Below are 20,236 nucleotides of genomic sequence, written 5' to 3' on the forward strand. Positions count from 1 at the left end.
GGCTCGGCTCGCGGCCGAGTCAGGCGACCGGCTGCGCCTTCCGTCCGGTCACCGGCACACCAGCGGGCTTGGCGGCCCCCAGATGTCCACGGGCAAGTTGACCGGGCCAGCGCTTCTCGATGGCCATGAGCACGGGCGCGGCGATATAAATCGAGGAGAAGGTCCCGGTAAACACGCCGAAGAACATGACCAGCGCGAAGGGACGGATGACCTCTCCGCCGAAGATCGTCAGCGCGGTGAGCGACGCCAGGGTCGTCCCGTGCGTGAGGACGCTGCGGGGCAGCGTCTCGTTGATCGAGCGGTTGAGGATCTGCTCGAAGGTGTCCTTCTTGTGTTTGTGCAGATTCTCCCGGACGCGATCGAAGATGATGATGGTGTCGTTGAGGGAGTACCCGACCATCGAGAGCACGGCGGCCACGACCGTGAGGCTCACTTCCAGCCGCAGGGCGCCGATGAACGCGACGGTCGCCAGGATGTCGTGCGCCGTCGCGGTCACCGCGGCGAGCCCGAATCGCCACTCGAAGCGGTAGGCGAGATACGCCAGCACCGCGAAGAAGGAGAGGAAGATCGCCAGGAACGCCTTCTGGCGCAGCTCGCCGCCGACCTTGGGGCCGACCGCCTCGGTGCGGACCACCGTGTACTTCCCCGCCCCGAGCGTAGCATCGAGCGCCTGAGACACCGCGCGTGCCGCGCTCTGGGTGTCGTTCGCGTCGGTTCCCGGCTTGGCCACCCGAGCACGGATCACGTACTCGTTGGCGGCCCCGAAGTTCTGGATCTCCGAGCCGGGAATCCCCTGGTGGTCCAGCCCGGTCCGCAGGGTGGCGACGTTGACCGGCGTGCGGCTCTGAATCTGCACCAGGGTGCCGCCGGTGAACTCGATGCTGTAGTTGAGGCCCCGGATGAGGAGCAGGAGCAGTCCGGGCAGAATGACCGCCGCCGTGGCGACGTAGGCGTAACGCCGGACCGAGATGAAGTCGTAGTGGGCGTTGGCGAAGAGTCTCAGCATGTCAGATACTCAGAGTGGACATGGCGGGCCGGCGGTCCAGCCAGATCATGAAGAACGTCCGGGTGACGAATACCGCGGTAATCATCGAGGCCGCGATGCCCATGATGAGGGTCACCGCGAAGCCCTTGACCGGGCCAGTGCCGAACTGAAAGAGGAAGAGCGCGGTGAGCACGGTGCTCACATTGGAGTCGATGATGGCATTCATCGCGTGCTTGAAGCCCTCGTCCACCGCCAGTCGGACGGTCTTCCCGTGGATGAGCTCCTCCCGGATCCGCTCGAAGATCAGCACGTTGGCGTCCACCGCGATGCCCACCGAGAGCACAATGCCCGCCAGACCCGGCAGGGTGAGCGTGGCCTCGATCATGGAGAGGCCGCCTACGGTGAAGAGGATGTAAAGCGCCAGCGCCGCCACCGCCAGCGCGCCGCTCATCCGGTAGAAGCCGAGCATGATGAGGATGACCAGCGTGGTGCCCACCACCCCGGCCTTGATCCCGTCGCGGATCGAGTCGCTGCCCAGGCTCGCGCCCACCTGCCGCTCCTCCACGATCTTGAGCGGAATCGGCAGCGCGCCGGCCTTGAGCGTGAGCGCCAGGTCCTGGGCCTCCTGCAGCGACTTGTTGCCCAGGGTGATCTGGCCGTTGCGGCTGATCCGGCTTTGAATGACCGGCGGGCGGCCCTGCACCCGGCCGTCCAGCAGGATGGCCATGTAGTCGCCGACGTGCCTGCCGGTCTCCTCGCCGAACTTCCGGCCGCCGGCACGGTCAAGCTGGAAGGTGACGATGGGACCATTGGTGAGCGGGTCGAGCTGGGCCGCCGCGTCTTCCAGGTTGCTCCCGGTGACGATCGGCCGGTCCTCCAACACGTAGAGCATGCGGACCGACTGCACGCCGACGCTGGTGGGCGCGGCCGACCAGCGGAGGGTGAGACCTCGGGGGAGCTGCCGGGTCACCTGGGGAATGCTGAGCAGACTGTCGACCCGAGGAAAGGCGGTCTCCGGGACCGCATACTCGCCGGGCACCCCACCCCCGGGGGCGCCGCCGGTCGACTGAATCAGCCCGCTCAGCACGCCGTTCAGCACGCTGGTCGTGTCGCGCGCCGCGCTGTCGGGCTTGCCGGCCTTCTTGGCGGTGTCGCCACCCAGGAGCTGCTGTACGGCGGAGGGTTTGCCAGCCGCGGTGTCGCCCTTGATGCCCAGACTCCGGAGCGTGCGGTCCATCGCCGGAATGGTCTTGTCGAGCGCGCCGGTCTTATCGGTGATGCGGAATTCGAGGAACGCGCTCCGCTGGACGATGGCCTTGGCCCGGGCCGGCTCGCTGATGCCGGCCAGCTCGACCACGATCCGGTCGTCGCCCACCTTCTGGATGAGGGGCTCGGTGACCCCGAACTCGTCGATCCGCTTGCGCAGCACGGTGAGCGCGAGGTCGAGATCGCGCTTGGGGTCGGCGGAAACCTGCTTGGACTGGTCGAGCTCGAGGGCGAGGTGCATGCCGCCCTGCAGGTCGAGCCCGAGCTTGAGGGGGACCCGCTTCTCGACGTGGTCCTTCATCACCCCGGTCTGCTGGTCCCGTTCCCGCACGGTGATCTCGCGGGGAACCAGGAAGTAGACGCTCAGGGCAATGAGACCGGCGATCAGGAGGAGGCGTGTGCGAATTGACATCGTTCGGTCGACACTCAGGCGTGAATCACGCGGCTAGGGTCCGGCCCGGACGCGGCGAGCACCGCCAGCGCCCGGGCACGATCACGCTGCAGCTGCTGCTGCAGGGCTTCCAGCGAGGCGAACCGCTCCACGTCGCGCAGGCGCTCGACCCACTCCACCCGCACCCACTCGCCGTAGAGATCGCCGTCGAAGTCGAACAGGTGGGCCTCCAACGACCGGCGCGCATCCTGCACGGTGGGTCGCGGCCCCTGGTTCATCATGCCGCCAGCCCGGCCACCGCGCCACTCCACCCGCACGGCGTAGACGCCGTCGGGCGGGAGCAGCTTCTGCGGCGGCACGCCGCTCAGATTGATGGTCGGCACCCCCAGCAGGCGGCCGCGCCGTTCGCCGTGTCCCACGACGCCGCTCACCTGGTAGGGCCGGCCCAGCATCCGCGCGGCGGTCACCAGGTCTCCTCCCGCGACGGCCCGCCGGATCCGGGAGCTGGAGACGTGCTGGTCGCCGAAGTCCACCGCGCCCACGACATCGACGTCGAAGCCGTGCTGCGCGCCCAGCCGCCGAAGGGTCTCGACATCACCGCTCCGCCCCCGGCCGAAGCCGTGATCGTGCCCGATCACCAGCTCGCGAGTCCCACAGCGGTCGAGCAGCACCCGGGTGACGAATTCCTCGGGTGAATATCCGGCCAGGTGGCGGTCGAACCGGAGGAACAACGCGTAGTCCAGCGGCGTCTGCGCCAGGATCTCCCGGCGCTCGGGCCCGGTGGTGAGCAGCGGCGGCGCCGCCTGGGGGTTCACCACCTCCAACGGGTGCGGCTCGAACGTCACCAGTACGCTGGCCCGCCCCGCCGCTCCAGCGCGCGCCGCGATCTCCCGCAACACCGCCTGGTGGCCGAGGTGCACGCCGTCGAACGAGCCCACCGTCACGGTGCTGCCGCCGGGCAGCGGCGGCAGGCCGCTCACGAGTCCCCCAGCACGACCGAGGGCCTGAGCCATCCGTCCACGGCCCGGGCCACCGCCACCAGCTCGCCGCCGTGGAGGAGCGCGACATCACCCGCGGGCGCGGGGTCGGCGGGGACCGCGCGGCCATGGCTTACCGCGCGCCGGTCGGGCTCATCCAGCTCCCGGACGGGCAAGTGCCGGAGCACCGCACGCGCCGGAAGCAGGTCGGACGGCGCCAGTCGGTCGAGCGAGACCGCGTCCTCCACCCGAAGCGGTCCGATCGCCTCGCGGCGCAGCGCGGTGAGATGAGCGCCGACACCCAGCCGTTCGCCGAGATCACGGGCGATGGCGCGGAGATACGTGCCGGGGCTCACCGTGGCCCGGAACACCAGCTCGGGCGCAGCCCAGGCCACGAGCTCGATCTGATGGACCGTCACCGCTACCGGCGCCGGGGCGACGTCTTTGCCTCGCCGCGCCAGCCGGTAGCTCCGCTCTCCATCCACGTGCTTGGCGGAATAGCTCGGCGGCCGCTGCTGCTGCTCCCCGGCAAACCCCGCGAGGGTCTGGCGCACCTGGGCTTCGGAGCAGCCGGTGCCCGGCCCCTCGATTCCGACCGGCGCGCCGGTCCGATCGTCGGTGTCGGTCCGGATGCCGAGCCGTGCCGTGGCCAGGTAGGTCTTGGCCTGTGCCTCGACGAAACGGGCCAGCCGGGTAGCCCGTCCGACCAGCACCACCAGCAGACCGGTGGCGAACGGATCGAGCGTGCCGGTGTGTCCGGCCGCCCGAGTCCCCAGCACCCGCCGGACGCGCTGCACCACATCGTGCGACGTCATCCCGGCCGGCTTGTCCAGCAGCACCGCGCCGATCAGTCGGGCTCCTCCCGGCGGATATCGCCGAGCAGCGCGTTGATCCGGGCGGCGTGCTCGAGCCCTTTGTCGAGCTCGAAATGGAGCTCCGGAACGATCCGGGTGGTGAGCGCCCGAGCCGCCAGCGAGCGGAAGAAGCCAGCGCCGCTCTGCAGCCCTTCCAGCGCGCGCGCCTTCTCGGCCTCGTCACCCGGCACGCTCACCATCACCCGGGCGTGCGACAGGTCGTTGCTGACCAGGACGGTGGTCAAGGTGACGAAGCCGACCCGTGGGTCACGCACCTTGCGCAGGAGCGCCTCGGTGATCACCTGGCGCAGGGTCTCCCCCACCTGTTCCGGGCGGCGGGATTCGCCTCGACGGGATGTCCGCCGGGAGGAACTGCTCATCGGAGCACCGTCACCGTATCGACGATCCGCACGCCGTCTGACTCTTCGACCATGCGATCGGCGGCGCGGAGGACCTCCTCCACGACGTTGCGCGCCGAGCCCACCACGGCGCAGGCGATCTCCGCCCGCTGCCAGGCATCCTGGTGGTCGGTTTCGGCCACCGAGACGTTGAGCGTGCGCCGGAGTCCGATCGTCAGCGGCTTCAGCACCCCCCGCTTCTCCTTCAGCGAGTGACAGCCGGGCAGGTGCAGCTCCCAGGTCTGGACGGCGACGATCACCCCACCGCGCCGCCGGCGGCCGGCTGCAGCGTCCGCTTGACCTCCTCCATGCGGAACGACTCGATCCGGTCGCCGACCTTGAGATCGTTGAAGTTCTCGATCCCGATGCCGCACTCGAGCCCCTCCCGCACCTCGCGCACGTCGTCCTTGAAGCGCTTGAGGCTGGAGAGTCCGCCGGTGTACACCACCACGCCGTCCCGGGTGACCCGCGCCTTGCCGGTCCGCTGGATGGTGCCGCTCCGCACGATGCACCCGGCGATGGTCCCCACCTTGCTGACCTTGAAGAGCTGCAGCACCTCGGCCTCACCGAGGACGGTCTCCCGCTCCTCGGGCTTGAGCAGCCCTTCGAGCGCGGCGCGGACGTCCTCCACCGCCTCGTAGATGATGCGGTAGGTGCGCACGTCCACCTGCTCCCGCTCCGCGGCCGCGCGGGCGTTGGAGTCCGGCCGCACGTGGAACCCGAGGACGATGGCGCCCGAGGCCTTGGCCAGGAGCACGTCGCTCTCGGTGATGGCGCCGACCCCGCGGTGCACCACGTCCACCCGCACTTCGCTGGTGCTGAGCTGGGCCAGCGCGTCGGCCAGGGCTTCCGCCGGGCCGCCCTGGTCGGCCTTGATGATGATCCGCAGGGTGGAGACTTCGCCCTCCTTGAGCGCGCGGCTGAAGTCTTCCAGCGACGTGCCCTTGGCGCTGCGGCGGTTCTGCGCCTCGCGCTCGAGCCGCTGCCGCTTCTGGGCGATGTCGCGGGCCTCGACCGCGTCGGTCACCACGGCGAAAGTGTCTCCCGCCGCTGGCACGCCTTCGAAGCCGAGGATCTGCACCGGGATCGACGGCCCCGCCTCCTTCACCGGCTTGCCCCGCTCGTCGTAGAGCGCGCGCACCCGGCCGGAGAACTTGCCGCAGATGAAGTTGTCGCCCGCCTTGAGGGTGCCCTTCTGAACCAGGATGGTGGCGAGAGGACCCTTGCCCGGATCGAGGGTGGCTTCCAGCACCGTGCCGTGGCCCTTCCCCTCCGGGTTGGCCTTGAGGTCGAGGACCTCGGCCTGGAGCAGGATCTGCTCCAGCAGCGTCTCGATGCCGATGCCCTTCTTGGCCGAGATCTGCGCGGCGAGCGTGTTGCCGCCGAACTCCTCCAGCACCACGTTGTGCTGCAGCAGGTCCTGCTTGACCTTGGCCACGTTGGCGGTAGGCAGATCGATCTTGTTGATCGCCACGATCATGGGCACGCCGGCGTTCCTGGCGTGGCTGATCGCCTCGATGGTCTGGGGCATCACCTGGTCATCGGCCGCGACGACCAGGACCACGATATCGGTCACCTGGGCGCCGCGGGCGCGCATGGCGGTGAACGCCTGGTGGCCCGGCGTGTCGAGGAAAGTGATGGCCCGCCCGCCCGGCAGCGAGACGTGATACGCGCCGATGTGCTGGGTGATGCCGCCGGCCTCGCCGGCGACCACGTTCGCCTTGCGGATATAGTCCAGCAGCGAGGTCTTGCCGTGGTCGACGTGGCCCATGATCGTGACCACCGGAGGCCGGGGCGCCAACTGCTCGGGCGTATCCGGGGTCTCCTCGGCCTCGAGCTGGGCGGCGTACTCGTCCTCCCGCACGGCCTCGAAGCCGAAGGCGGACGCGATCAGCTCGATCTGATCGAAGTCGAGCCGCTGGTTCACGGTCACCATCAGGCCCAGCTCCTTGAAGGCGAACTGGACGATCTGGGTGGCCGGCACCTTCATGGCGCCGGCGAGCTCGGAGACCGAGATGAACTCGTTGACCCGGATGCGGGTCTTCTCCTTCTCCCGCTCTTCGGCGGCGCGTCCAGCCTGGACGTCGCGGAACGACGGTTCGTCCGAGCGGCGGCCCTTGCGGCCGGCCGGGCCCTTCATGCCCTGCAGAGTCTTGAGGATGTTGGCCTGCACCGCATCCTGGTCGACCGAGCTGTGCTTGCCCTTCTTCCCTTTCTTCCGGCCTCCGCCCTTCTGGGCGTCGGGACCGAAGGCGCGCGCCGGCGGCGCGCTGCCGCGATCGGAGGCGCCGGGACGCGACGGCGCGCCCGGACGCGAGGGGGCAGAGGGCGGCGCGCTGCTGCTGAACACCGGCTTGGGTCCGCGCGGCGCGGACGACGCGGGCGCTGGCCGCTGGATGCGGGGCGGAATGAACGGCGCCTTGGCGGAATCGCCGGCGGTGCTGTGGGTGCCCAGGCGGGGCGGCAGCGGCTCCGCGGGCTTGGCAGCGGCCGGTTCCTCGGTTGTGCCGCGCTCCTCCTCGGCTTCCACCGGGGCCGGCGGGAGGTCGCGGAAGAGGGCGCGGGCCCGCTCCTCCAGACTCTGCGCGGGCGCGGCTTCCTCCAGCTCGACCACCGGGCGCTCCAGCTCGAGCGCGGCCATCTCGGCCGCCTTCTCGGCCTGTGCCTGGGCCTCGACCTGGGCCACTTCGGCGGCGGTGCGCCGCCGCTTGGCGGGCTTGGCCTCGACCGGCGCCGGGGCAGGCTCCGCCTTGACTGCTTTGCGGCGGCCCTTCTTGGCGGACGGCTCCTCGGCGCTCTTCCGCTTCTCCCGCTCCCAGCGCACCCGAACGGCCGAGACCTGATCGTTCTCCAGGGCCGACAGATGGCTGCGGACGAAGATGTTCATGTCCTTGAGCATGCTGAGGAGCTGCTCAGGCGCGACGCCGAACTCCGCCGCGAGGTCGTGCACTCTCGTTTTGACCACTCAATCCTCCATCAGGAGCGTACGGGCGCCAGCTGCACCATGCCGCTGGCCAACGCGCGGTCCCGCACACCTACCGCCATGACCGGCGGCTTTCCCAGCTGCGCGCCGATCGCGGCGGCGCGCGGGCCCGGCACGATCGGCACCGACTTCGCCGCCGCCAACCGGACCACTTTTTCCACGGCGCGCGGGCTGGCGTCTTCCGCCACGACCACGCACCAACACTTGCCTGCCTGCAGCTCCTTCCGCACCGCCTCGACTCCGACCACCACCCGCCGTCCCCGATAGCCCAGTCCCAGAAGACCCAGGAGCCCGCTCACGGGCGGGGCCGCGACTCCTCGCTCTCGCTCTCGTCGGTGAGCTCGGAGAGGAACGCCAGGAGCTGCTCGGAGGTCTCGGGCGTGATGCCCGGGATCTTGGCGATGTCTTCCCGCTCGAGGTCGAGAACGTCGTTCAACATCTTATAGCCGGCGGTCTCCAGCAGGGCCGTGAGCTCGGGGGACAGACCCTTGAGCTCGGTCAGTGGCACCTGGGCGACGGTCTCCTCCTCCGGCGGCAGCGGCGCGAACAGCGGACCTTCCCCGCCCCGCTCCAGCCACTCGCGGCTGGAGTAGAGATCGATCTTCCAGCCGGTGAGCTCGGAGGCGAGCCGGACGTTCTGCCCGTTGCGTCCGATGGCGAGCGAGAGCTGGTCTTCGTCGACCACCGCCTGAATCGTCTTGGCCTCCGGATCGGAGAACACCTTGGCCACCCGCGCGGGCGCCAGCGCCAGGCGGGCGAACCGCTCCGGATCCGGCGACCAGGGCACGATGTCGATCCGCTCACCGCCGAGTTCGTTGACCACCGCCTGCACCCGGGAACCCTTGAGGCCCACGCAGGCGCCTACCGGATCGATCGCGTCGTCCCGGGAGATGACCGCCACCTTGGTGCGGCTCCCCACCTCGCGGGCGATGGCGCGAATCTCCACTATCTGCTGCTGGATCTCGGGCACCTCGAGCTTGAACAGCGCCTTCACGAACAAGGGGTCGCCGCGGGAGAGAATGAGCCGGGGACCCTTGGGCGTCTCCTCCAGGCGCTTGAGCACCGCCCGGATGGTATCGCCCTGGTGGAAGTGCTCCCGATGGTTCTGCTCGCGGTAGGGAATGATCGCTTCCGCCTCGCGGAACTTGTTCAGCATGATGACCAGCTTGCCCCGCTCGATCTGCTGGACCTCACCGGAGAGCAGCTCGCCCACCTTGGAGGCGAATTCCTCGCGGATCCGCATCCGCTCGCCTTCCCGCACCCGCTGGATGATCCGCTGCTTGGCGGCCTGCACCGCGAGGCGGCCGAACTCGACGAAGGGGACCTCCTCCTCCAGCATGTCGCCGACCTGGAAGTCGGGGTCCTCGTAGCGGGCCTCCTCCAGGGCGATCTGCCAGCTCGGGTCTTCGATCGTTTCCACCACCTGGCGGAGCCGGGTCACCTTGATGGTGCCCTGCAGCTCGTCCACGCTCAGCTCGAACTTGACGTTGGGGCCGAACTTCCGGACCAGTGCCGCCTGAATGCCGTCGCGGAGCAGGTCCAGGAGATCGGAGCGCTCCAGTTGTTTCGCAGTCGTCAGCTCGCGGAACGCGGCCAACATTTCGGTCGAACCAGCCATGCGATGTGCTCCTGTTCAGCGTCGTCCAGCGTCACCGCTTCCGGGGCTTCTCCCATTCCACCACGAGCGTGGCGTCCCGCACGTCGGCGAGCGATACGGTCACGTCGGTACCGTCCTCGCCCCGGAGTGTCACGTGCTCGTCGTCGGGCACGCCGATGATCTCGACCTCCCGGCGCCCGCCGAGCGGCTCGGCCCGAACCCGGGCACGCCGCCCGACGAAGCGGCGCCAGTGCTCGGGCCAGCGCAGCGGCCGCTCCACGCCCGGAGAAGACACCTCCAGCACGTACCGCGGCCCGACCATCGCCCTGGATTCCAGGAAGCGCTCGAGGGACCGGCTGATCCCAGCGCAGTCGTCGGCCGTCACTCCCTGGCCGGGCCGGCTGTCCGGGCGGTCCACCCGCACCTGCAAGATGGGGCGCTGCATGGTTCCGCTGCGGCGGAGATCGACCAGCTCGAAACCGAGCTCGGCGATGTGGTCGCGAATCGGATCGATGAGCGCGTCGACAGACATCGGGCGTTGCGGAAAAAAAATGTGGGGGAACTCCCCCACATCACAGTTGGCCTCTCCAAGCGCCCCCCGGGACAGCGCCTAAATACTATCCCCGGGCGAGGCGTCAGTCAATCGCCGTGGGAGTCCGAGATAGGCAACCATGCGGCCGTCGGAGCCGCGCGAGGCGCGGTGGCTGAAGAAGGTGGAGCGGTCGTGGGCGGAGCACCAAGCCGAAATGGTGGTACTCCGGACGCCGAGCGCGCCGGCCTCCGAGGCCAGCCGCTCGCGCAGGTCCAGGTGATGCGGGCCCGGCCCGTCCAGGGGAATGCCGCAGCCCGTGAGCACCTCAGAGCCAACTTCATAGCATCGGCCGCAAATGCCTACACCACAATGTATTACGATTTCATCGGAGGAGGTGCCGGTGGCGTCCTCAAGCGCCGCGAGCCCGGCGCGGAGGATCCCTCCGGCCGTGCCACGCCAGCCGGCGTGCAGCAGGGCGACGCCGCGGCCGGGCGCCAACAGGTACACTGGGATGCAGTCCGCGACGGTGACGGCGAGCAGGATCCCCGGCTCCGTCGTGACCCAGCCATCGACGCCGTCCACCTGCACCCACCCTTCGGCCGCATCGATGCGGGAGACCACCGTGCCGTGGATCTGGTTGCCGAGCACGACCGCGGAGAACCTATCGTCCGCCCGCCGGAAGGCACGCCACCGGCTCATCACCTCGCCGACCGGCGCATCGCTCCAGAGGCCGAGATCGAAGCCGCGGCCCGGCTCGTCGCCGCGCCCGGTGATCCCGGCGACGACGCCGTAGCGGCCGCGCCAGTCGGAGAGCTCGTAACGGGGGATGGTGCCGGGGGTGGGATCTTCGCGAACGATCGTCATGATGGGAGCCAGCGGGCGGACGGTTGAGGCGCTCGCATCACATCAGCCCGCGCCCCCAACCCTCACGCCTCGACTCGCTCGATGTCCGCGCCCAGCGCGCGCAGCCGCTCGTCGATCCGCTCGTATCCGCGCTCGATCTGGCCGACGTTGTGGATCACACTCGAGCCTTCCGCGGCAAGCGCCGCGAGCAGCATGGCCATCCCGGCGCGAATATCGGGCGACTCCACCACGCCCCCTTTGAGGGCCGAGGGGCCGGAGATGACGGCGCGGTGGGGATCGCAGAGCACGATGCGCGCGCCCATGCCGATGAGCTTGTCCACGAAGAAGAGGCGGGACTCGAACATCTTCTCGAACACCAGGATCATGCCGGAACACTGGGTCGCGGTTACGATGGTGGTCGACATGACGTCGGCCGGGAACGCCGGCCACGGTCCATCCTCCAGCTTGGGCACGTGGCCGCCCAGGTCCGGGCGGATACGGCGCTCCTGGTCCGCGCTCACGGTGAGCCGGTTGCCGTCCACCCGGGGTCGGATGCCCAGCCGCTCGAAGCCGAGCAGGACGCTGCGGAGGTCCTCCGGGCGCACCGGGTCGATGGTGATCTCCCCGTTGGTCACCGCCGCCAGCCCGATGAAACTCCCGATCTCGATGTGGTCCGGACCGATGGCGTACTGCGCCCCCGATAACGGACGCCCGCCCTCCACGGTGTAGATGTTGGACCCGATCCCCTCGATCTGCGCGCCCATGGTCACCAGGTTCCGCGCCAGGTCCTGGACGTGGGGCTCGCAGGCGGCGTTCCGCAGCGTGGTACGGCCCCTGGCCAGCACCGCCGCCATGAGCGCGTTCTCGGTGCCGGTGACGCTGGGCTCATCCAGGAAGATGTCGGCGCCCACCAGGCCCTTGGTCTCGAGCTCGTAGCGGTCTCCCACCATGACCGAGGCGCCCAGCTGCTCCAGCGCAAGAAAGTGGGTGTCCACCCGGCGCCGGCCGATCACGTCGCCACCGGGTGGCGGCAGCATCACCGTGCCGAAGCGCGCGAGCATCGGACCGGCCAGAAGGATCGAGGCGCGAATCCTGGCGCAGAGACCGGGATCGAGCGGCTTGGGCCGCACCTGGCGCGCGTCCACCCGCACCGTGTTCGTCGCGGTCCACTCCGCCGTGGCGCCGAGGTCCACCAGGAGCGCGAGCATGGTCTCGACGTCCCGGATACGGGGGATGTTGTCGAGCTCCATCGGACCATCCGCGAGCACGGTGGCGGCGAGGATCGGAAGCGCGGCGTTCTTGTTGCCCGCCGGACGGATGGTGCCGCGAAGCGGACGACCGCCGCGGACCAGAAAACGTGGAGGCATGGCCAAAGCTGCCCAGGTCGTGAAGGCACGTCAAGCGGACCGAGGGGGTTGCGAGGCGGCTCCGACTGCTTTGTTTTACGCTGGGGCCTCGGGTCGGCCCCACGGGCCCGTTGCCGGAGGACGTCTGGGTATGAACACGCTCGCATCGATGCAGATCGGCGCGACCCCGGGATGGGTCGGCCCGACTATGGCGATATCGTTGGCGGTGATCGCGCTGTCGATCCTGGTGATGGCAGGCGCGGTGGCCCTCGCCGCGCTGCGGGTCGCGGGGCAGGTCCGAAGGGTCGGCACCTTGGTGAACGGCCTGCAGGACGATGTGGCCGAGGCGCTGAAGGCGGTGCGGCGGCTGACCGAGCAGGGGCAGGACCTCATGGTGCTGGTCCGGCATGAGGCCGGTGCTCTGGCGCAGACCAGCCGCCGGATCCGCCGGAAGATCGTCCGCGGGGCCGATCGCTTCGAGGACAAGCTCACCGATCTGGAGACCCTGTACGACCTGGTGCACGACGAGGTGGAGGACACCGCCCTCGATGTGGCCGCGGCACTCCGCTCGGTCCGGAAAGGCAACGGAATGCTGGGCCGGGTCCGCCGGATGCTTGTGGCCGGCCGCCGATGAGGCTGCCGCGCCTCGCGCTCGCACTGCTCTGCGTGGGGCTCGTTCAGCTGGTAGTACCGCACCAGGCGCACGCCTGGACCCCGGGTACCCACATCTATCTGGCCGAGTCGGTCCTGGCCAATCTCGCCTCGCTGCCCGCGGCCGCGGCCGACCTCCTCCGGGCCTACCCGTTCGACTTTCTCTACGGCAACATCGCGGCAGACTCCTCCATCGCCAAACGCTACGCGCCGCTCGGCCGCCACTGTCACTACTGGCACGTGGGCCAGGAGATCCACGACCTGGCCGGCTCCGATGCGCTCCGCGCATTCGGCCTGGGCTACCTCTGCCATCTCTCGGCCGATACCATCGCCCACAACTATTTCGTCCCCCGCCAGCTCATGCTGACCAGCAGCACGGCGTCCGTGGGCCACTCCTACTGGGAGGCCCGGGTCGAGAGCCACCTGGGCGACGCCTACGCCAGGGCGGCCAAGGACGTCATCCTGCTGGACCACGGCGAGGCCGACGCGCACCTCGACCGGATCATCGCACCGACCATCTTCAGTGTGCGCACCAACCGCCGTCTCTTCCGGGGGATGGTGCACATCACCGAGACGACCGGCTGGCAGCGCGCCACCCAGGTGGCGCGGGAGTACAGCCGCTGGCCGCTGGACGACCAGGACGTGGAGCACCATCTGGGCCTCTCGTACGACTTCATGATCGAGCTGCTGGGCGGACCGGCGTCGCCGGCCCTGCAGCTCGACCCCTCCGGTGAGCGGCCGCTCAAGATGGCCAAGGAGCTGAGGCGGCGGGTGCTGCGCTACAGCGGTCGGCGGAATCTGGCCGGCCTGGAGGAGTCGGCCCGGGAGCATTTCGGGCTGCCCGAGCGGCCGCTCACCTTCTGGAGCCGGATCCCGCAGAAGCTTCCCTGGCGAGCGCCGGAAGGCGCGGCCCCTTCTCCCCGCCTGCTGGTCAGCGGCGAGGGCTGACCCCGCGCCTACCGACTTGCCGATGGAGCCCGACGAGATTGTGCGCCGCCTGGGGCTGGTGCCCCATCCCGAAGGCGGCTTCTACGGCGAGACCTTCCGCAGTCCCACCACCGTTCGCCTGGGCGACGGCCGGGAGCGCCGTGCCTCCACCGCGATCCATTACCTGCTGCCGGCCGGGGGCTGGAGCACCTGGCACCGGGTCGCCGCCGATGAGGTCTGGCACCACTACGACGGCGGGCCGCTGCATCTGTATCGTCTCGGCGTGGGGCACGTGCGGCTCGACCGAAGCACGCCGCAGGCAGTGGTGCCCGCGGGAATCTGGCAGGCTGCCGAGCCGGAGGCGGATGCCGCCCTCTGCGGCTGCACAGTGGCACCAGGCTTCGAGTTCGACGACTTCGAGATCGGTGCCGCGGACGCACTGATCGCCGAGTTCCCGGCGGAGGCGGCGCTCATCCGGCGGCTCGCCCGGTGAGGCGAGCCGCACACCTGCTCGGGCTCGGCCTGCTGCTGCCGGTCTCGAGCGTCGCGCAATCAGCACCACCCCACCCGCCCCGCGTCGCCGTTCGACCCGCGCACCCGGCCCGCGCCTCGCTGGTGTGGATCGTCGTCCGCCCGGCGCGACGCGACAGCATCCTGGCGCTCGACGGGGAAGCCTCGGGCGAGCCGCTCCACTTCGAGTGGCATCGTGGCGCGTTTCGGTCGCTCGCCGGCATCTCGCTCGACGGCGGGGACTCGCTGGCGGTCACGCTGATCATCACCCGGCCCGGCGAGACCGACACCAGCGTCACTCACCTGGCGGTCGGCCAGCCGGTGTACCCCAGCGAACGGCTCACGGTGGCGCCGAGATTCGTCCAGCCTGACGGCGCGACGCAGGCTCGGATCGATTCGGAGGTCGCTGAGGCGCGCGGGCTGGCGCGGGAGGCACATTCGACGCCGCGTCTCTGGCGCGCGCCGTTCCGGGCTCCGCGCCCGGGCAAGGTCACCAGCCGGTTCGGCACCGCGCGCGAGTTCAACGGCGCAGTGACGACCCGCCATCTCGGCACCGACTTCGCGGGCCGGGTTGGCGCGCCGGTCCGAGCGTCCAATCGGGGTGTCGTGGGATTGGTGGCACACTTCTACCTGGCGGGACAGGCGGTCTATCTGGATCATGGCGCGGGCCTGGTAACCGGGTACTTCCACCTGAGCCGGATCGACGTGGCCCGGGGCGATACCGTGGCGGCGGGACAGGTGATCGGTGCCGTCGGCCGGACTGGAAGAGCCACGGGGCCGCATCTTCACTGGATCGCGAGATACGGCGGCATCACCATCGACCCGACGACGCTCCTCACGCTGCCGCCCATCCCGAAATAACTCGCGGGCGGGTCAGCGGCTCAGCAGTTTCTCCTGCAACACAGGCTGGACCGCCTTGGGGTCGGCCTTCCCCTTGCTTCGCTTCATGACCTGGCCGACGAAGAAGCCCATGAGCTTGGCCTCGCCGCCGCGGTACCGCTCCACCTCGGACCGATGGGCGGCCAGCACCTCGTCCACCCAGCCCGCGAGCGCGCCTTGGTCGCTCACCTGGACCAGGCCGAGCCGTTCGGCCACCGCCTTGGGCTCCTCGCCCGGCGATGTGGCGAGCTCGGCATACACCCGCTTGGCCGCTTGATGGCTGAGCACGCCGTCGCGCACCAGCGCAATCAGTCCTGCCAGTCGCTCGGCCGAGACCGGGAAGGTGCCGCGCTCGTTGTAGCTCGACATCACGTCGCCCATGACCCAGTTGGCAGCGGTCTTGGGATCCACCCCCACCGCGGCCACGGACTCGAAGTAGTCCGCCAGGGCCACCTCGCTGGTCAGCACTCGCGCGTCGTACGCCGGGATGCCGAAGGCGATCTCCAGCCGGGCGCGCCGCGCGTCAGGCAGCTCGGGCAACTCGGCGCGCTGGTCGGCAATCCACTCGGCTGACAGCGACAGCGGAGGGAGATCGGGATCGGGGAAGTAGCGGTAGTCGTGGCTCTCTTCCTTGGATCGGAGCGGCTTCACCTGACCGCTGCCCGCGTTGAAGAGCAGGGTCACTTGCGATACCCGCTCACCGCTCTCGAGCAGCGCGATCTGGCGCACTCGCTCGGCCTCCAGCGCGCGCTCGACGTTGGCGAAGGAGTTGAGGTTCTTCACCTCGGTCTTGGTGCCGAGCCGGGACTCGCCCGGGCGCCGCACGGAGATGTTGGCGTCCACCCGGAGGCTCCCCTGCTCCATGCTGCAATCGCTCACACCGGCGTAGACCAGGATCTGCCGAAGCGCCACGAGGTAGGCGCGCGCCTCGGCGGGGGAGCGCATGTCGGGCTCGCTCACGATCTCGGCCAGCGGGATGCCCGCGCGATTGAGATCGACCGCGGTCTTGGCCGGGAACCGGTCGTGCACCAGCTTGCCCGCGTCTTCCTCCAGGTGCAGCCGGGTGATGCCCACCTCGATCCGTCCTCGCTCGGGAGACTCGAGCGCGACCCGTCCGCCGGCGGCGAGCGGCTGGTCGAACTGGGAGATCTGGTACCCCTTGGGGAGGTCGGGATAGAAGTAGTTCTTCCGCGCGAAGACGCTGCGTCCGCGCACGCTGCACCCCAGCGCCAACGCGGCGCGCGCGCCCAGGCGGACAGCCTGCGCGTTGGGCACCGGCAGCGCGCCGGGCAGGCCCAGGCAGGTGGGACAGACGTTGGTGTTCGGCGGATCACCGAAGGTGGTCCGGCAGCCGCAGAACATCTTGGTGCGGGTGCGGAGCTGCACGTGAACTTCGAGCCCGACGACCGTTTCCCAGCTCATCAGCGTACCTCCCGGCCCGCCGGGATGACCCGCTCCAGCGTGGCGGCGGCGGCCAGGAGCCGGTCGTCCTGGAAGAACGGCGCGATGAGCTGGGCGCCGACCGGCAGTCCTCCGGTCAGGCCCACAGGAAGACTCAACGCCGGCAGCCCCGCCAGGCTGATGGCGCAGACGAAGATGTCGGCCAGATACATGGCGACCGGATCTTCCGTTTTCTCCCCCGCGCGGAAGGCGGGGGTCGGCGTGGTGGGCGTGAGCAGCAGGTCGATGCCGGAGGCGAAGGCGCGCCGAAAGTCATCGGCGATGAGCGCCCGGACCCGCTGCGCCTTTCTATAGTATGCGTCGTAATAGCCAACGCTGAGCACGTAGGTGCCGACCAGGATGCGTCGGCGCACCTCGGCCCCGAAGCCCTCGCCCCGGGTGGCCTGATACAGGGCACGGATGTCGCCGCCGGGACCCAGCTTCCGAGGCCCGTAGCGGACGCCGTCGTACCGGGCCAGATTGGCGGCTGCCTCGGCCGGCGCGATGATGTAATAGGTCGGTACCGCGTACTGCGAATGGGGCAGCGACACCTCGCAGAGCTCGGCCCCAAGATCGGCCGCCGCCTCCTTGGTGCGCTCGAGGCCTGCGGCCACCCCCGGGTCGAGGTCCGCCGGGAAGTACTCCCGCGGCAGCCCTATCCGGAGGCCCTTGAGATCGGGCCGCGCCGCCGGGACTGCCATCGGCGGGTGGTCGATGGTGGTGGCGTCGAGCGGATCGTGACCGCTCATGGCGCTCAACACCCGGGCCGCATCGTCCACCGTGCGCCCGAACGCGGAGATACAGTCGAGCGAGGAGCCGAATGCCACCAGACCATAGCGGCTCACTCGCCCGTAGCTCGGCTTCACGCCGACCACTCCGCAGAAGCTGGCCGGCTGGCGCACCGACCCACCGGTCTCCGAGCCGAGCGCGGCGGGCACCACACCGGCGGCTACCAGGGCGGCGGAGCCGCCAGAGGAGCCGCCGGGCACCCGCGCCGGATCGATTGGATGCTTCACCCGTCCGAAGGCGGAGTGCTCGGTGGACGAGCCCATGGCGAACTCGTCCATGTTGGCCTTGCAGGCCACCAGCGCACCGGCGGCTCGAAGCCGCCGCACGGCCGTCGCGTCGTACGGCGAGAGATAGCCTTCCAGGATCCGCGAGCCGCAGGTGGTCGGCTGCTCGATGGTGACGATGTTGTCTTTGAGGGCGATCGGCAGCGCTGCCAATGGTCCAGGCCGCTCCATCGCGTCGATCCGGGCGCCCTCGGCGTCGAGCAGCTCCTGCGACCAGTGCAGGGTCGCGTTGAGCCCGCGCGCATCGGCGGCGGCGAGCCGGGCGCCGGTCTCGCGTGCGGCGGTGGCGCCGGCGCTCACAGGTCCTCCATGGCGCCGTGACGCGGCACCAGGAAAAAGCCCTCCGCGAACTCGGGGGCCAGCGCCGCGGGCGGGCGCGCGAGCGGCACCGAGTCGGGCAGGTCCTGGCGCAGCGCCACGGCGGGTGGACCCGGCAGAAACGGGTCAGCGGCCGCGTCCCCAGGGACCTCGTCGAGCTGGGCGACGTAGTCCACGATCCGGTTGAGCTGCTCTACCAGCCGATCCAGCTCACCTTCCCGGACCGCCAGCTCGGCGAGCTTGGCCACGTGCAGCACCTGGTCGCGACCGATCGTCATGCGCTCTCCCATTCCCGCTCGAGGCCGGCGTACGCCACGAGCAGCTGCTTGACCCCGATCTCGATATCGTCAAACGCCACGGACACCTTGAGGTCCCGGCCGGTGCCGGTGAGGCCCTGAATCGTTCCGCTGCCGAACCGGCGGTGGCGCACGCGCTCGCCCTTCACGTACCGGGGCGTGTCCTGCGATTCCTCCGCGGCAGGTACGGGTGACGGGGTGGCGCGCCGGGCCGGGCGCTCGGCCCCGCCTCTCTGCCATGAGCCGCCGCCCCCGCCGCGCTGACTGCCCCATGCCGGCGCCCAGAGCGACGTGGTGCGCCGTTCCTCCAGGATACCCGGCGGAATGGCGCGCAGGAACCGGGATGCGATGCCGGGCCGGAGCTCGCCTCCCCGGCGGCGGGCGCGGGCCCAGGTGAGATACAGCTTGTCCTTGGCCCGGGTGAGGCCCACGTAGCAGAGCCGGCGCTCCTCCTCCAGACCGTCCGCCTGTTCTTCGGCGCGCGCCAGCGGAAAGAGGCCGTGCTCCAGTCCGGTGAGCACGACGACGGGCCACTCCAGTCCCTTGGCCGTATGGAGGGTCATGAGGGTCACGCCCTCCTCGTTGCCCACGACGTTATCGGCCGCGGAGAGCAGCGCCGCCTCGGCGAGGAACCGCTCGAGCGGCGTCCCCTCCGCTTCCTCGGTCACCTCCTCCGACCAGTTGGCCGCGCTCGCCACCAGCTCGCGGACGTTCTCCCAGCGATCCGCCCCGTCCGGTCCCTCGGCGCGAAGATAGGCCTCGTAATCGATCGCCCGAAGGATCTGCTCCAGGATCTCGGCAGGCGGCAGCGAGCCCGCGCGGCGGGCCAGGCCGTCGATGAACTCGGCGAATTTGCGTAGCGCCTCGCGCACGTTGGGGCGCAGCTCGGAGATGCCGCCCGCGGCGCGCGCCGTGTCCAGCAGCGGCTTGGCCCATTGTCCGGCGACGCGGGTCAGCGCGGCGAGGCTGGTATCGCCCAGCCCTCGTCGGGGCACGCCGACGGCACGAAGAAACGCCTCGTCGTCTGACGGATTGGCCACCAGGCGCAGATACGCCAGGAGGTCCTTCACCTCCCGCCGCTCGTAGAAGCTGATCGCTCCGATCAACCGGTAGGGGACGCCGGCCCGGCGGAACGCCTCTTCCATGGCGCGACTCTGGGCGTTGGTCCGGTAGAGCACGGCCATCTCGCCGTAGGACCAGTCGCCTGCCGCGCTCCGCCGCTCCAGCTCGCGGGCCACCCATTCGGCCTCGTCCCGCTCGTCCGCGGCGGCGAGCAGGGTCACGGTCTCCCCGCCCTTCCGCCGAGTGGTGAGCACCTTCCCGATGCGGCCGCTGTTCTCGGCGATCACCCCATTGGCCGCGTCGAGCACGATCTGAGTGGAGCGATAGTTCTCCTCCAGCCGCACCAGCCGCGCGCCGGGAAAGTCCTTGAGAAACTCCTGCATGTTGCGCACGTCGGCGCCGCGCCAGCCGTAGATCGACTGATCGTCATCGCCCACCGCGCAGACGTTGCCGTGTGCGCCGAGCAGCCGGATGAGCTCGTACTGGGCGCGGTTGGTGTCCTGAAACTCGTCGACCAGGATGAACTGGAAGCGCTGCTGATAGGCGTTGAGCCGCTCTGGGTGCTGGCGAAACAGGGTCAGCGGATGCAGCAGCAGGTCGTCGAAATCCATCGCGTTGGCAGCCTTGAGCGCGGGGCCCAGGGCGGTGTAGACCTCGGCGGCCACCTGGGCCAGCCGGTCGAACTGGGAGCCGGCCGCCAGCTCCGCCGGCGAAACCATCCGGTTCTTCGCCGCCGAGATCAGCGACTGGACCGCCCGGGGCGGGAACAGCTTGGTGGAGTGGCCGCGCTGCTCCATCAGCCGGCGGATGAGACTCAGCCGGTCGTCCTCATCGTAGATGGTGAACTGCCGGGTAAAGCCCAGCAGCTCGGCCTCGCGCCTGAGCAGCCGCGCCGAGAGAGAGTGGAA

20 protein-coding genes are annotated in these 20,236 nt (G+C 70.0%); 4 read left to right on the forward strand and 16 right to left on the reverse strand.

The genetic code is table 11. From position 1 onward, the window contains the following. Positions 1 to 19 precede the first annotated feature (19 nt). From secF to murA, 12 genes are all read right to left on the reverse strand, one after another. Complete coding sequence (gene secF / locus VHR41_09420; GenBank protein ID HEX3234406.1) at positions 20 to 1,006, reverse strand: protein translocase subunit SecF; 987 nt, start codon at positions 1,004 to 1,006, stop codon at positions 20 to 22. A gap of 1 nt (position 1,007) precedes the next feature. Continuing rightward, positions 1,008 to 2,663, reverse strand: coding sequence for a protein translocase subunit SecD (secD, locus tag VHR41_09425; protein ID HEX3234407.1), 1,656 nt, complete (start codon positions 2,661 to 2,663; stop codon positions 1,008 to 1,010). 14 nt (positions 2,664 to 2,677) lie between these two features. After that, the gene (locus VHR41_09430) at positions 2,678 to 3,622 is read right to left on the reverse strand and encodes a bifunctional riboflavin kinase/FAD synthetase (protein ID HEX3234408.1); all 945 of its coding nucleotides are present in this window, start codon (positions 3,620 to 3,622) and stop codon (positions 2,678 to 2,680) included. After that, positions 3,619 to 4,458 carry a tRNA pseudouridine(55) synthase TruB gene (truB, locus tag VHR41_09435; protein ID HEX3234409.1) on the reverse strand — a complete coding sequence of 280 codons (840 nt, stop codon included), beginning with the start codon at positions 4,456 to 4,458 and terminating at the stop codon, positions 3,619 to 3,621. The genes VHR41_09430 and truB overlap by 4 nt, the downstream gene beginning before the upstream one ends. A gap of 8 nt (positions 4,459 to 4,466) precedes the next feature. Continuing rightward, a complete protein-coding gene (gene rbfA / locus VHR41_09440) occupies positions 4,467 to 4,853 on the reverse strand; it encodes a 30S ribosome-binding factor RbfA (protein HEX3234410.1) in 387 nt (128 codons plus the stop codon). Then, positions 4,850 to 5,131: a DUF503 domain-containing protein gene (locus tag VHR41_09445; GenBank protein HEX3234411.1), complete on the reverse strand. Its 282-nt coding sequence runs from the start codon at positions 5,129 to 5,131 to the stop codon at positions 4,850 to 4,852. Before VHR41_09445 ends, rbfA begins: the two co-directional genes overlap by 4 nt. Next, positions 5,128 to 7,836: a translation initiation factor IF-2 gene (gene infB / locus VHR41_09450; GenBank protein ID HEX3234412.1), complete on the reverse strand. Its 2,709-nt coding sequence runs from the start codon at positions 7,834 to 7,836 to the stop codon at positions 5,128 to 5,130. Before infB ends, VHR41_09445 begins: the two co-directional genes overlap by 4 nt. Before the next feature lie 11 nt (positions 7,837 to 7,847). Then, positions 7,848 to 8,153: a ribosomal L7Ae/L30e/S12e/Gadd45 family protein gene (locus VHR41_09455; GenBank protein ID HEX3234413.1), complete on the reverse strand. Its 306-nt coding sequence runs from the start codon at positions 8,151 to 8,153 to the stop codon at positions 7,848 to 7,850. After that, positions 8,150 to 9,472 (reverse strand): transcription termination factor NusA, encoded by a 1,323-nt coding sequence (gene nusA, locus VHR41_09460; protein HEX3234414.1) that lies wholly within the window; start codon positions 9,470 to 9,472, stop codon positions 8,150 to 8,152. The genes VHR41_09455 and nusA overlap by 4 nt, the downstream gene beginning before the upstream one ends. A gap of 31 nt (positions 9,473 to 9,503) precedes the next feature. Beyond that, entirely contained in the window at positions 9,504 to 9,983 is a 480-nt protein-coding gene (gene rimP, locus VHR41_09465) for a ribosome maturation factor RimP (protein ID HEX3234415.1), read from the reverse strand. A gap of 78 nt (positions 9,984 to 10,061) precedes the next feature. Further along, entirely contained in the window at positions 10,062 to 10,847 is a 786-nt protein-coding gene (locus VHR41_09470) for a polyphenol oxidase family protein (protein ID HEX3234416.1), read from the reverse strand. A 62-nt stretch (positions 10,848 to 10,909) separates the two neighbouring features. Further along, positions 10,910 to 12,193: a UDP-N-acetylglucosamine 1-carboxyvinyltransferase gene (murA, locus tag VHR41_09475; protein HEX3234417.1), complete on the reverse strand. Its 1,284-nt coding sequence runs from the start codon at positions 12,191 to 12,193 to the stop codon at positions 10,910 to 10,912. Positions 12,194 to 12,323: 130 nt separating this feature from the next. Between murA and VHR41_09480 the strand changes: the two genes are divergently transcribed. The 4 genes from VHR41_09480 to VHR41_09495 are packed head-to-tail and all read left to right on the forward strand — an operon-like array spanning position 12,324 to position 15,121. After that, positions 12,324 to 12,806: a hypothetical protein gene (locus tag VHR41_09480; GenBank protein ID HEX3234418.1), complete on the forward strand. Its 483-nt coding sequence runs from the start codon at positions 12,324 to 12,326 to the stop codon at positions 12,804 to 12,806. After that, entirely contained in the window at positions 12,803 to 13,771 is a 969-nt protein-coding gene (locus VHR41_09485) for a zinc dependent phospholipase C family protein (GenBank protein HEX3234419.1), read from the forward strand. Before VHR41_09480 ends, VHR41_09485 begins: the two co-directional genes overlap by 4 nt. Before the next feature lie 22 nt (positions 13,772 to 13,793). Further along, positions 13,794 to 14,243, forward strand: coding sequence for a cupin domain-containing protein (locus VHR41_09490; protein HEX3234420.1), 450 nt, complete (start codon positions 13,794 to 13,796; stop codon positions 14,241 to 14,243). After that, positions 14,240 to 15,121, forward strand: a complete 882-nt coding sequence (locus VHR41_09495) for a M23 family metallopeptidase (protein ID HEX3234421.1) — start codon at positions 14,240 to 14,242, stop codon at positions 15,119 to 15,121. The genes VHR41_09490 and VHR41_09495 overlap by 4 nt, the downstream gene beginning before the upstream one ends. A gap of 12 nt (positions 15,122 to 15,133) precedes the next feature. Here the strand turns inward: VHR41_09495 and gatB are convergent, their stop codons facing one another. The 4 genes from gatB to VHR41_09515 all read right to left on the reverse strand — a co-directional run. Then, positions 15,134 to 16,561 carry an Asp-tRNA(Asn)/Glu-tRNA(Gln) amidotransferase subunit GatB gene (gene gatB / locus VHR41_09500; GenBank protein HEX3234422.1) on the reverse strand — a complete coding sequence of 476 codons (1,428 nt, stop codon included), beginning with the start codon at positions 16,559 to 16,561 and terminating at the stop codon, positions 15,134 to 15,136. Next, positions 16,561 to 17,952: an Asp-tRNA(Asn)/Glu-tRNA(Gln) amidotransferase subunit GatA gene (gene gatA, locus VHR41_09505; GenBank protein HEX3234423.1), complete on the reverse strand. Its 1,392-nt coding sequence runs from the start codon at positions 17,950 to 17,952 to the stop codon at positions 16,561 to 16,563. The genes gatB and gatA overlap by 1 nt, the downstream gene beginning before the upstream one ends. Next, complete coding sequence (gene gatC / locus VHR41_09510; GenBank protein HEX3234424.1) at positions 17,949 to 18,248, reverse strand: Asp-tRNA(Asn)/Glu-tRNA(Gln) amidotransferase subunit GatC; 300 nt, start codon at positions 18,246 to 18,248, stop codon at positions 17,949 to 17,951. Before gatC ends, gatA begins: the two co-directional genes overlap by 4 nt. Continuing rightward, positions 18,245 to 20,236: 3'-5' exonuclease (locus tag VHR41_09515; protein HEX3234425.1), on the reverse strand; the 1,992-nt coding region annotated here is incomplete at its 5' end. The genes VHR41_09515 and gatC, both read right to left, overlap by 4 nt.

It is taken from the genome of Gemmatimonadales bacterium (assembly GCA_036265815.1).
In the GTDB taxonomy this organism is placed as follows: domain Bacteria; phylum Gemmatimonadota; class Gemmatimonadetes; order Gemmatimonadales; family GWC2-71-9; genus CAVVWJ01.

Excerpts from the sequence above, each read along its gene's own strand:
- rbfA (HEX3234410.1), bottom strand. The coding sequence starts at position 4,853 with ATGAGCAGTTCCTCCCGGCGGACATCCCGTCGAGGCGAATCCCGCCGC.
- secF (HEX3234406.1), bottom strand. The coding sequence starts at position 1,006 with ATGCTGAGACTCTTCGCCAACGCCCACTACGACTTCATCTCGGTCCGG.
- VHR41_09490 (HEX3234420.1), top strand. The coding sequence starts at position 13,794 with ATGGAGCCCGACGAGATTGTGCGCCGCCTGGGGCTGGTGCCCCATCCC.
- gatB (HEX3234422.1), bottom strand. The coding sequence starts at position 16,561 with ATGAGCTGGGAAACGGTCGTCGGGCTCGAAGTTCACGTGCAGCTCCGC.
- rimP (HEX3234415.1), bottom strand. The coding sequence starts at position 9,983 with ATGTCTGTCGACGCGCTCATCGATCCGATTCGCGACCACATCGCCGAG.
- VHR41_09485 (HEX3234419.1), top strand. The coding sequence starts at position 12,803 with ATGAGGCTGCCGCGCCTCGCGCTCGCACTGCTCTGCGTGGGGCTCGTT.
- nusA (HEX3234414.1), bottom strand. The coding sequence starts at position 9,472 with ATGGCTGGTTCGACCGAAATGTTGGCCGCGTTCCGCGAGCTGACGACT.
- gatC (HEX3234424.1), bottom strand. The coding sequence starts at position 18,248 with ATGACGATCGGTCGCGACCAGGTGCTGCACGTGGCCAAGCTCGCCGAG.
- murA (HEX3234417.1), bottom strand. The coding sequence starts at position 12,193 with ATGCCTCCACGTTTTCTGGTCCGCGGCGGTCGTCCGCTTCGCGGCACC.
- secD (HEX3234407.1), bottom strand. The coding sequence starts at position 2,663 with ATGTCAATTCGCACACGCCTCCTCCTGATCGCCGGTCTCATTGCCCTG.
- VHR41_09480 (HEX3234418.1), top strand. The coding sequence starts at position 12,324 with ATGAACACGCTCGCATCGATGCAGATCGGCGCGACCCCGGGATGGGTC.
- VHR41_09470 (HEX3234416.1), bottom strand. The coding sequence starts at position 10,847 with ATGACGATCGTTCGCGAAGATCCCACCCCCGGCACCATCCCCCGTTAC.